Origin of the sequence: Pantoea sp. (genome assembly GCF_028283705.1) — a bacterium.
Lineage (GTDB): Bacteria > Pseudomonadota > Gammaproteobacteria > Enterobacterales > Enterobacteriaceae > Pantoea.
Map to the genome: position 1 here is coordinate 1 of NZ_JAPWKD010000031.1, position 11578 is coordinate 11578.

Consider the following 11578-nt stretch of genomic DNA (forward strand, 5'->3'; position numbering starts at 1 on the left):
GGGTATATGCCTGCAATATTACTCATTATCATCATCACGAAGTATGACAAGGCACATACACAAAAAATCGCGGAAACTAATTTGTTATTAACTTTCTTTAATATGATAGGAATTAACAGCATAAGATAATAAACAAAATATTGCGCAACACGCTGTGGCCCCGCAGGGTCAGTCCCCAACATTGCTACTGGCAATAAAGCAGCTATACCACATAGGTAGCTGCATTCCATTACACTATATTCACGATCCACATACCTGATTTTCTTTCCTAAAATATAGATTGCTATTGCAATCACCACATACAGTAAAACCGTCATCAATCCGTTTCTGCCATTTGTAGCTTCTTCGGTGTAATGTTCATAACGAGCATTACCCGCAGCCATTTGGGCTACAATTAATGGCGTGGCAATTACTCCAATTAAAAAAGTCAACACAACTTTAAATTCGACACGAAAGTTAGCATTGCTAAGGAAATAGAAAACCAACATCACGGCTGCACTGACATGGAATTGACAGGCAACTAAAATAAACAATGCATATTTGAGGGTTTTTTTTTCAACCAAGTATTTAAGCGCAAACAGACAAATTCCCATGGCTATCGCTTGCCTGACCTGATTGTAAAGAGCAAAATACATACCAAATGTAATGTAGATATACAATGACATGGAATAGTTTTGTGAGCGTTTTTTTAATACCATCAAAACAGGAAAAATGCACACCAACGCCATGATCATGAAATAAAAGTAATATTCATTATAGATACCACGAACAAGCATCGCTAGTAACTGATATCCTTTCTCTACATCTGGATTCAATGTTAATGGATAATGATTAAATGGGAATCGAAAATCTCTTGTATAAACCTTTGCATCGGTACCAACTGTATAATCCCGAATTGCAGCAAGAAAAGTTAGGGTTGCAAGTGGTAATATCACCGCTCTGCTTTTTAGCGTTTTGTCCTGAACATAAACAAAGAGCACGCAAAAAAAGGTTACGATTAAATAGGGTAACATACATCATCTCTTTTATTTCATGTTTAGTATTATCAGAACGGAACTATATAGCATTATTAGACGTGAAAGGACCACAGTAAATAATGCTATATTTTTATACGACCTTAAGCGAGCATTGTATTATTTTTTATCACTATAGGCATAACTGTTATGCCCATATCCATATGTGTAATAGCTTCTAAAGCTATTTTCCATCATATTTAACACGCAAGCTTTAACATGAATGTCGCACTGAGCAAAGCGATTAATACTGACCTCAATCTCGCGTACGGTATTAGTCTGATATCGAGCCACTAAAAGAAGTGTCCCGACATGCCGCCCAATAATTACCGCATCAGTCACAGCTAAAACTGGTGGAGTATCTATGATAACGAGATCATAGTTTTCTTTGGCCCACTTCAATAATGTTGAGAGCTCCGATCCCATCAGTAATTCAGCCGGATTAGCAGGAGACTTTCCGCGTGGCAAAAAGTCAAAGTTATATTCATCCATGCTTACTTTGGTAATTGCCGTTGCCGGAGATATCTTTGTTGTAAGGATATTTGACAGGCCTACATCGTTGCTGACCTTAAAAACTTTATGTGCTGTACCACGTCTCATATCCGCATCAATCAATAGCAATTTTTTTCCCGTCAGGGACATTATTGCTGCCAAATTCGAACTGATGAACGTCTTACCCGCATCCGGCGTCGCACCCGAAATCATTAATATATTGTTATTCAAATCCAACATATTAAAGTGCAGACTGGTGCGCAAATTCCTCACAGCCTCTATTGCCAGATCAGCTGGATTTTCAGCAGCAAGGAAATGTGTTGGTGAATTCTTTTTATCAAGCAATCTATGCGGTTTTAGCCTGATTCGTTTAACCATCCAGTCTGATTTTGGAACACTTGCATAGACATTAAAGCCTGCTTGTTCAAGCTGATCTGCAGAATCAATACCTCTGTGAAAAAATATACGAAGAAGTACTAAAGCAACGGATAAGATAAATCCAATAATACCTGAAGAAATAATAAGAATACCTTTTTGAGGTCTGACCGGTTTTGGTGATGCAACTGCATTATCTACAATACGAACATTGCCAATAGCACTTGATTTAGCAATACTAAGTTCCTGCTGTCGATTTAACAACTGCATATATACTGCACGACCAGACTCAACATCCCTGCTTAACCTCAATACTTCCTGTTGTGTGGATGGCATCGATGAAACCTGCTTATTCAGCTTCGCCCTTTCCTGCTGAAGAGTTCCTCTTTTCTCTAAGAGAGCCTTATAAGTAGGATGCTCTTTAGTATATAACTGAGATACTTCTGCTTCCCTAAATGTCAATTCATTCAACTGGTTATCTACGTTAACAACCTGGTCCAACACCGCCTTTGCTTCCAGAGATAGGTCAACTGAATCTTTTTGTTGACGGTATGCATTTAATTTATTTTCAGCCTGGTCTAAATCACTCCTGACTTTAGGCAGTTGCTGATTAAGAAACTGCAAACTTTTTGCATCTTGTGCTGCCTGACGATCAATATTTTGCGCAAGATAATGATAACTGATGTTGTCCAAAATCTTCGTAATCTGCGCTTTATCTTCACCACTAAGCTTCAACTCCAGCATGCCCGTATCCTTACCCTGGTCTGCAACTACCAGGCTTTCTAACAGGCGGTCCATTGCTGCGAGTCTACTGAACTCAGTTATTACAAAGGTCTCTCCTGGTTTTGCATGCATCTCGTCTACCAGTAGTGTTACACCCTCTTTTTGGAATAACTGGCCAACCTCTCCCATCGCAGTAGTGTCTAAAAAAACAACTTCGTATGATTTATCATTCACGACCTTTAACTGAATTTTCCCTGGGTTAACGTCAGTTGTTGTTGGGATGCTTAATTTTGATACTGACACTGTTCCAGCACCCTCACCAAATAATCTCTCCAATCCTTTTCCGACAACTGGAAAATATTTTTTCTCCACATCAATCTGTAAATTCAAATCATCAACAGTTTGCCCCACTACCATTCTGGACTGTATCAATGATATTTCAGGTGCAGATATCGGTTGGGAATCCGGGAGCATTTGGTTCAAACTGTCAAGGATTGCATTACCCTGCTTCTGTTCGACCTGAATTAGCGCATTTGCTTGATAAATCGGGCTAGCCAGAAAAGAATAAATCGCACCGATGATTAAAAAGCATCCGGTGATTACCATTATCATTTTTCTATGGTCAATAAGCTCACCGATATAACGGCCCAATTCCCCTTCATCTGGGCTTGAAGCTGTCTGCTTATTTTTGATCATTGTCGTCATGATTTTTCCCTGTGAGTTTTCTGCCTAGCTTTTGGACCCAATGATGACAGGCCATATCGATAAGATTAAAAACAGATTCAAATGCGGCTTCGCTTTTATTGTACGGGTCTGGAATTTCTCTGTTTCCCATCCAGCGGCCAAGCAACATCACTTTCCCTCTTAATTCGGGTGCCAAAATACTAATTTTTTCCAGCTGTTTTTGTTCCATCACCAATAAAAGATCATATTTATGTGCGTCTGCAACATCAAACAGACGACCACTATGACCTAATAACGAAATTTGATGTGCTGCTGCGATACGTTCCGCTGTGGCATCGGCTGGATGGCCGACTAACGCATTCAATCCAGCTGAAGCAATCTTTTTTTCAGGAAGATATTTCAGCAACAACCTCTCAGCCATAGGAGACCGGCAAATATTTCCCGTACAAATCACAAGAATTGAATCAAACATAATCATTACCAATCTTTGATGTAACGTGTGGCTTCAATCATGTCATGTACACCACCAATAGTCGGAACGAGCTGGGAGATAACGCGGTTCCAACGCACTACCGGTGCCGTTGTGACATAGACGATGTCATAAGGTTGCAGCTGGAAGGCAGTACTCATCACCATTGCCGCTGCATCTTTCGCATTCAGCTGATAAATATTGGCAAGCTTGCCGTTTCCAGTGCTTCTGCTCAGCGGACGTATAACAAAAATGCCGGATGCATCTGCCATTTCCTGCGAGACCCCATCTGCATTACCCAGCGCTTCGGCGAGGGTCATACCGCTGCGATCCATCTTGAGGGTGGATTGCTTGTTAACTTCGCCCATGACAAACACTTTCAGGTCATCATTACGCGGAACAAACAAAATATCGCCAGGCGTGAGTAATCGGTTCTGCCGTAAATCGCCCTGCTGCATTAATGCCTGCAGAGAGATAAGGCTATCTTTGCCATCGTGCGTCAGCACCACATTACGCCAGTCCGCATCCGGGGCTAAGCCACCCGCTGCGTTGATAGCATCCATAATGGTCAACGGAATATTGCTGATCGGCTGCTGGCCAGACCTTACCACCTCTCCGGTGACATACGCTTTTTGTGAGCGGAACGCAGCGATGCTGACATCAACCTGCGGGCTTTCAATATAGGTCTTCAGTCGGTCGGCAATGTCAGTACGCACTTCATCGATAGTGCGTCCGGCAACCTTCACCTTGCCAATATAGGGATAGAAGATGGTGCCATCGGTGTTCACCCAGTTGCCGGTATCACTGGCGCTGCGGTACTGACCCGCAGGGGTGGTCAACTCAGGATGATCCCACACTGTCACCATCAGGACATCACCAATGCCGATGCGGTATTGGTAGTTCTTAATTTGTTCTTCCAGCTGTCGGTTTGCGCTGGACATCACTGTCTTCGGTTGCAGAGATTCAATCAGCTTCGGTGTTAACGGGTACACCGTAACGAACTTGTCGATATCCGTATTGGAGTCTGTCTGCTCTACCACATCCTTGTTACTGGTGGATAAATATTGTCCGGGAACAATGGTGCACGCGGAAAGTAAAAAAACAGATACCGCGATAGCGGATAATCTGAAAGGCATTGTCATCATCATGAGCTGAACTATCATCCTATTAAAAACACGAAAATAAAGCCTCTTCATAAAGAGACTAAAGAGGCATATAAAATGGGAATGTCATTAACTCGCCCTTAGTAATCCATCCCTGATTGGTTACGTTCTTTTCCATAAAAGAGATTTCTGAATGATGAAATGTCTCTATGCAGCATATGTAAATTATTAACCTTAAGTTTTCTCAGGGCTGAGTTCTTTTGCGCACTGATTGTCTTCGGGCTAAGCCCGGACATCCGGGATATGCCGAGTATGTTCTCTCCTTTCAATAATTCGCTGAGTACGTCAATTTCCCGGGGGGTTAAGTACATAGTCTTTCTTTCGGCGATTAACTTATAGAGATTGTGATGCAGCGGTGTTAGTCCATGACTGAGCTGATAGCTCAAAACAAATGTTGTCAGACAATTTCCGACAAAAAATTTCTCATTAGAATAGATGCTTATATCTTTATACAACCTGATGGTTTTCAGGTCTGAGCTTATCGCTATAGTTATATCCTGCAGTCCCTTTTCATGGACTCTTAAAGCTTCTCTTAACCCCAGCCTAAGGTAGTAATCATCGGAAATTATCCTCATATCTCTTTAACACCTACGCGATGCCCCCCAATGTAAATGACTATCTTCCGGTAGTGGTGGTGGTCGTGGTGGTGCTGGTGTTGCTGCCTCCATTGTTGCTTGATGCCAGAGCTATGCCCGCCAGCAGCCCAACAGCGGACACACCGATAACCACGCTGTTGCCTTGTGCAAAGCTGGTCGCCGTGTCACCAGCAGCAGCACCGGTGTTTTGTGTCGTTGTCGTATCGGCTGCATTCGCACTAAGGCTCAGCATGCCGGCTATTAACAATGTACTTATTGCTGTGATTTTCATATTTATACCTTCTTTATTGTTGAGGGAAGATTATTGGCTTTTCATCCAACTTCTATTCAAGCTCATTCGCTTGCTTTCAGACACGCTACCGCCCTTAGCTTACTGGCGCCAATGTCCTGAAAATTAAATAATCAACGCAACGGGCGCAGCTTCGCCTGCGCGAATCTGGCACAAAAATAATATGGGCAGAGAACTCCCGCCGCTTTGCTGTGAAAAGAAAATAAAAAAATAAGTAGGGTTATAATATGAATTTCTTATTTAGACTTTCGATATTCTCAAGAAGTACGCTTTTAAAACATCCACCTTGTATAGCTTTTATGTCCTTTGCGATTGTCTGGCATTGCTCTGAGCTTTCCAGGCCTTCGACAATAATAAACTGACAGTAACGCATGATGTTTTTGATAATGACCGGCCATATTCTTGAATGACTGTATAGCTTTAGAAAGTCACTATCGATTTTAACTGCGTCATAGAGATTCTCCTGTAACGCTCTCAGGCTTGCCTCGCCTGATCCTAAATCGCCCAGCCACAATCGGTAATTCTCCGCTAACTCCTGCAGTACCCGGTTGCTTCTTCCATCTGAAAGATTAGGAAAGCCTTCTGAAATCTCTAAACGTAAAAAGTGTTTTGATCTGGCTAACTCGGCGATTTCCTCATCCTGTATGAGGATCGCTGCCTTTTCAAAATCAATGTCGATGGAGCATAAAATATTATTATTTTGAAAATATGCTGTTTTTTGATCGATGAGCGTCAGCTGCTCCTTCAGCAGTTTCTTTTTCTGTGCTTTGCTCGCCTTCCCACCCTGCCATGAAAGCCACCCTGGTGAGGCGCTCTCTGTGCGTACCTTAACTGCCAGAACATTCCCTTCTCTGTCTACTATCGGTTCCGCTTCAATACCACTGATAACTTTACCTGTTAAGACTTCGCTGAGATTCATGAGAATGTTTTCCTTAACACACATCAGATGATTCTCATTCTATGATCACTATTACCAATCAATAAACAGTTTAAGATCGGTTTTATCTATGTTTTTACCTATCAAAAAACAGCCGTTGATCGATCAATCCTTTCTTAAAATGAATAAATAGAGGATTACTCCAGATTATTAGGAGAAATCAGATGAATGATTGGATATTTGCTTATGTATCAGATGGATAAATTATGTGACGGGAAATTTTTTATGAAATACAACTGGATGTTAATGGTTCGATATCGATACCTTAACCTGGATGGCGCCGGAAGCGTGAGATGTTAACGAATTGTTTATTTTTCAGGTCAAACATGGCTTGAATTGCTGCCTAAATGACTGATTAGCTGTCGAAAACAAACACATTAGTAACATTGTGAAATCATTAAACTTTTTGCCGCTTCGTTAAAAACACCGGTAAGTGGCCCTGTTCCAGGCCCAGTCTGGGTTGGACAAGGAAAAAAATACTGGTGAAAATTTCTGCAACATGGCTTTTAAAATTAATAATTAAGAAAACCTTAACCAACAAAAACTCATCCAGTCGGGCGGTTGCCGGAGAGGTCTCTGCCATTCTCCACGGAACGTCACAGCATCAATTGGATAAATAGCATCATCAAATTGTGACTACTCCGCACATTGTCAATTCAATACCATCTGCTGCCCCGGAACCGTTTTCCATCTCTCATAATTATTCAGGGATTTACTGGCAGGCGTTGTGATTGTGATTCGGGTAACAAAATGGCAGGTAAAAAAAAGCCAGGTGATTAACCTGGCCTTCTTCATCATTTGAGATGAGTTTTTAATTCTTCGGCTGCCTGGCGCAGTGCGGTTTTTACTGCCGGGACGTTACTCAGCGGATTCAGCAGACCGTAGTCATGAATCAGGCCGTTGTAACGTGTCACCGTGACATCCACTCCCGCTTCATCCAGTTTGCGGCCAAAGGCTTCGCCCTCGTCACGCAGCACATCCAGTTCCGCCGTCTGAATCAGTGTCGGCGGCAGTCCCTGCAACTGCTCACGGGTGGCACGCAGTGGTGAAGCCAGGATGCTGTTGCGATCCTTGTCACTGGTGGTGTAAGCATCCCAGAACCACTTCATCATATTGCGTGTCAGGAAGTAGCCATTTTCAAACTGGTTATATGAGGCAGTATCAAAATGTGCATCGGTAACTGGCCACAACATCACGTCATAACGAATCGCCGGGGTATGCTGCTGTTTTGCCTGCAAGGCGACGGCAGCAACCATGTTGCCCCCTACGCTGTTGCCCACCAGCGCCAGACGTTTACCGTCAACGCCGATTTCATCACCATGCTCCGCCACCCAGCGGGTCGCCGCGTAAGCCTGGTTGATGGCTACCGGGAAATGCGCTTCCGGTGAGGGTGTATAGTTGACGAATACCGCTGCCGCACCGGATTCCACTACCAGGTCACGCACCAGGCGTTCATGAGTCGGGAAGTCTCCCAGTATCCAGCCACCACCGTGGAAGAACATAAATACCGGCAGCGTACCGTGCGCACCTTTTGGTTTAACGATGTTCAGCTTCAGCGGCTGGCCATTTACCTCAATGGTTTTTTCCGTTACATCAGCGGGCGGTAACACTGCACCTTTCTGCGCGCCAATCAGTACCTGACGGGCATCCTGCGGAGAAAGTTGTTCCATGGGTTTTCCACCACTGCTGTTCAGCGCGTTCAGAAATGCTTGTACATGACGTTCCGGCTGCGGCTCTCCCGCTACACTTCCTGCGGATACAGCGGCCAGTGCGATGGCTAAAAATGTCTGTTTAAATTTCATGGTGAACTCCCTTAAGTTTTTCGCGATTATATCGCGCGCTATTTAAATGATTGCGATGATTTGTCATCTGTTTGCTTCGGGGTTTAATGTATATAGTGCACTATCTAATAGCAATCTATTTGTTTTGGTATTCTCAAGCAGAAAAAACTATCTAATTGATAATTAATCATTTAATAGCAACAAAATCGCACTTTTTGTTAAAGATATTACCGATTGTCGCGACGTGGATTAACAGCACCCTATGCAGAATTGCGCGATAAATCGCGCCGCTACAGACAACGGAGGATCACGCAGCTGTTGCCTTGCTCCCGGTTATGGGTGAAAACGATCACTGTTCTGAGATGTCCCCCCTCCAAACCAAGCCCATCAACGCAACTGCGCTGGAGATGATCCAAAGCGGTGCTTGAAACGCTCGGCAAAGCGGGAGACAGATCGGTAGCCGCAGGCATCGGCCACCTGGGTGAGATTCCAGTGCGTGGTCTGGATCAGCATCAGTGCATGGTGCATACGGATATCCAGCAGCAGCTGCTCGAACCTGACGCCTTCCTGCCGGAGCCGACGGCGTAGTGTGGACTCACTCATCGCCAGTGCGTCACCAGCCAGGCGGGCGGTCCAGTTTCGTTCCGGCGCGTCACGTAACAGGTTGCTCAGGCGGGGAAAAATTCCCTGCCGTTGTGGTAGCGCAAAGCGCAGCTGCTGTTCTGCTAACACCAGCAGCAGGTCAAAGATTTTCAGCCGTATGCGATCATCACTGACCCGGGGATCCTCAAGGGCCACCAGCAGATGATGCAATGAATCATCGAGGCTCGCGTTAATTTCAACTGTGCTGAGCTGGGGATTTTTTTTAACTGCGGAAAGCGGTTCCTGAAAATGCTGGTAAAAGTTTTCCAGCACATCCGGGCTGATATTAATAAACAGCGAGCGAAATGGCGTATGTCGGTCAGCGGGATACTTTATATAATCGATATCCACACCCTGGTCGATAAATCCGAGCATTGCTGGCGAGTGGAGCGTATGACGCCTTCCGGCACAGGTTATGTCAATCCTGCCTGATAAAACCACCAGCAGGGTGGGTTCAAAAAAGACAAACGAACTCGCCTTCTGTTCAATCTTCAGCCTCGGCCAGGCAACCGAAATCAGGTTATCCCGGCTGAGGCTGTGGCCGGACAGTCCAGACCAGAAGAAATGCTCCTCTGCCGCCAACAATGCACTTTCTCTGGTCATGGTTTTCTGCCGCTCAGATCAGATTAAATTTTAACGTCGGGGTTAAGGGTATACAGCCCGGTCAGGCTCGCTTTCGCCAGAACATTGCTGTTCTCCACTGCGCGACGGATATTAGCACCGCTCAGTTCCCCTTCCACTGCTAATGACGGCTCGGACAGGGCGTATAAGGTAAATACATAATGGTGAACAATCTCGTCATTCCACGGCGGGCAAGGGCCATCGTAGCCATAATAAGTCCCGCCCATGGCCTCGTCACCGGCAAACCACGCGGTGTAATCATTGATGCCATGCTTCAGACCTGCTGGCGCATCCGGGCCAGGTTTCCCTTTGGCTGTGATGCCGTTCGATTGTGAACCTTCGGCAATTTCCTGCTGTGTCGCCGGAATATCAAACAGTGACCAGTGATAGAAATCCGTACGCGGCAGCGAAGCCGGGACCACTTTACCTTCCTGGTTCACGTTTTCCCCGCTGGTTGGCACATCGTAGTCATGGCAGATCAGAACCAGTGACTGCGTACCCGCAGGCAAATCTGACCAACCGAAATGCGGATTCAGGTTGTCAGATAACCGAACATGGCTGGCTGCGTCATACACCGCAAAGCTGTTCTTACCGCGAATGACTTCTCCGTCGTTGAAGCTGTGGCTGAATAATTTCATTCTCTTCTCTCATCTGTGTGCGGATTGAACGATAAATAAAAAACGCCAGCCTGATTATAGGCGGCTTCGTCCATTGAGAACGTCCTTATCCAGTCAGATTTACTACCATAACCATCATTTTGACCGGATTGCGCAGACGAGGGCCATAACCACGGCAACCGGAACGATACATTTATCGCAGCTGCGCGCCATACAGCGCTTTTTGTTGCGGCAGGAGCATATACTGGCGAATGCCCCCGTCAGGGACAATAAATCGCCCATGATGTGGCTGGGTCTGCTTCTCCAGCCAGTTACAGCGGGTCTGGGAAAGAGTCCGGCATACCTCTTATCCGGCTAAAAATCTGCGGCTGATAAGCCTGCTGCGCCAGCCCGATTGCCCCAGAACAAAAGGTCCCTCCACTTTTATGCGCTTTATGTGACATGTGAAGCAGGACGAAGGTGTCTCAACCCTGCGTCGGGCGATCCGGGACGCTAGAGCCTCTTCTCATTCTGCCGGGGACGGTAATAATGCGTTGCTGGAGATGGTGTTAGATATGGAGGCCTCCCCCCTGCAGGTACAAGCCAGCCGCTGCCTGCCTTTGCCACCCTCCGCGCTGATAACAATGATTGCGCCTGACAGAAAGCAAAAGAACCATCACCCTGGGGTGATGGTTCTTTTTATGCGGGATAGATATAGCTTATCGACGATCGAGTGAGAAGCGGCCCGGACCGATCAGCGCCAGCAACAGCAGACCACCAATAATGCTGATATTTTTATAGAAGTTGATCATGTTGGCATACTGATCCATACCCGTCATGTGCCAGTACGGGTGACCGATAAAGGAGGTGACCAGCGTGTACACGGCCATCAGCAGCGCCAGCGGACGAGTAAAAAAGCCCAGCGCAATCAGCACACCAAAACCAAACTCAGCAATCACTGCTACCGCTGCGGCGACAGAAGGAAGCGGCAGTCCCAGACTTTGCATATAACCAGCGGTATAACCGAAAGCGGTCAGTTTCTGCCAGCCAAAAATAATGAACAGCACCATCAGAGCAACACGCGCAATCAGAATGATGGTGTCACGATAGTTATCCAGTGAAATGTAACGCATATCAGTTTTCCTTGAAAAAATTAAAATAAAATCAGTTTTTAGTTTAGGTACAAAACAGACGCCG

The 11578-nt window shown here is 45.3% G+C and carries 11 protein-coding genes; all 11 read right to left on the reverse strand.

From position 1 onward, the window contains the following. On the reverse strand, positions 1–1013 hold a 1013-nt coding region (locus PW844_RS21910; protein WP_299456347.1), incomplete at its 3' end, for an EpsG family protein. Positions 1014–1133: 120 nt separating this feature from the next. Beyond that, a complete protein-coding gene (locus PW844_RS21915; protein WP_299456349.1) occupies positions 1134–3308 on the reverse strand; it encodes a polysaccharide biosynthesis tyrosine autokinase in 2175 nt (724 codons plus the stop codon). Next, complete coding sequence (locus PW844_RS21920) at positions 3286–3759, reverse strand: protein tyrosine phosphatase (RefSeq protein WP_299456727.1); 474 nt, start codon at positions 3757–3759, stop codon at positions 3286–3288. The genes PW844_RS21915 and PW844_RS21920 overlap by 23 nt, the downstream gene beginning before the upstream one ends. A 5-nt stretch (positions 3760–3764) precedes the next feature. Beyond that, the gene (locus PW844_RS21925; RefSeq protein WP_299456729.1) at positions 3765–4901 is read right to left on the reverse strand and encodes a polysaccharide export protein; all 1137 of its coding nucleotides are present in this window, start codon (positions 4899–4901) and stop codon (positions 3765–3767) included. Positions 4902–4999: 98 nt separating this feature from the next. Then, positions 5000–5494 (reverse strand): LuxR C-terminal-related transcriptional regulator, encoded by a 495-nt coding sequence (locus PW844_RS29490; RefSeq protein WP_208718180.1) that lies wholly within the window; start codon positions 5492–5494, stop codon positions 5000–5002. 40 nt (positions 5495–5534) lie between these two features. Continuing rightward, positions 5535–5747, reverse strand: a complete 213-nt coding sequence (gene yjbE / locus PW844_RS21935; RefSeq protein WP_299456351.1) for an exopolysaccharide production protein YjbE — start codon at positions 5745–5747, stop codon at positions 5535–5537. 277 nt (positions 5748–6024) lie between these two features. Further along, positions 6025–6723, reverse strand: a complete 699-nt coding sequence (locus tag PW844_RS21940; RefSeq protein WP_299456353.1) for an EAL domain-containing protein — start codon at positions 6721–6723, stop codon at positions 6025–6027. Between the two features lie 812 nt (positions 6724–7535). Continuing rightward, positions 7536–8543, reverse strand: coding sequence for an alpha/beta hydrolase (locus PW844_RS21945; protein WP_299456355.1), 1008 nt, complete (start codon positions 8541–8543; stop codon positions 7536–7538). A 366-nt stretch (positions 8544–8909) separates the two neighbouring features. Continuing rightward, positions 8910–9767 carry an AraC family transcriptional regulator gene (locus PW844_RS21950; RefSeq protein ID WP_299456357.1) on the reverse strand — a complete coding sequence of 286 codons (858 nt, stop codon included), beginning with the start codon at positions 9765–9767 and terminating at the stop codon, positions 8910–8912. A 23-nt stretch (positions 9768–9790) separates the two neighbouring features. Continuing rightward, positions 9791–10423 carry a YbhB/YbcL family Raf kinase inhibitor-like protein gene (locus tag PW844_RS21955; RefSeq protein ID WP_299456359.1) on the reverse strand — a complete coding sequence of 211 codons (633 nt, stop codon included), beginning with the start codon at positions 10421–10423 and terminating at the stop codon, positions 9791–9793. A 677-nt stretch (positions 10424–11100) separates the two neighbouring features. Continuing rightward, positions 11101–11514, reverse strand: coding sequence for a DoxX family protein (locus tag PW844_RS21960; RefSeq protein ID WP_299456361.1), 414 nt, complete (start codon positions 11512–11514; stop codon positions 11101–11103). Between the last annotated feature and the right edge of the window lie 64 nt (positions 11515–11578).

Coding starts and splice junctions, on each gene's coding strand:
- PW844_RS21915 (WP_299456349.1), bottom strand. CDS start 3,308: ATGACGACAATGATCAAAAATAAGCAGACAGCTTCAAGCCCAGATGAA.
- PW844_RS21920 (WP_299456727.1), bottom strand. CDS start 3,759: ATGTTTGATTCAATTCTTGTGATTTGTACGGGAAATATTTGCCGGTCT.
- PW844_RS21925 (WP_299456729.1), bottom strand. CDS start 4,901: ATGATGACAATGCCTTTCAGATTATCCGCTATCGCGGTATCTGTTTTT.
- PW844_RS29490 (WP_208718180.1), bottom strand. CDS start 5,494: ATGAGGATAATTTCCGATGATTACTACCTTAGGCTGGGGTTAAGAGAA.
- yjbE (WP_299456351.1), bottom strand. CDS start 5,747: ATGCTGAGCCTTAGTGCGAATGCAGCCGATACGACAACGACACAAAAC.
- PW844_RS21940 (WP_299456353.1), bottom strand. CDS start 6,723: ATGAATCTCAGCGAAGTCTTAACAGGTAAAGTTATCAGTGGTATTGAA.
- PW844_RS21945 (WP_299456355.1), bottom strand. CDS start 8,543: ATGAAATTTAAACAGACATTTTTAGCCATCGCACTGGCCGCTGTATCC.
- PW844_RS21950 (WP_299456357.1), bottom strand. CDS start 9,767: ATGACCAGAGAAAGTGCATTGTTGGCGGCAGAGGAGCATTTCTTCTGG.
- PW844_RS21955 (WP_299456359.1), bottom strand. CDS start 10,423: ATGAAATTATTCAGCCACAGCTTCAACGACGGAGAAGTCATTCGCGGT.
- PW844_RS21960 (WP_299456361.1), bottom strand. CDS start 11,514: ATGCGTTACATTTCACTGGATAACTATCGTGACACCATCATTCTGATT.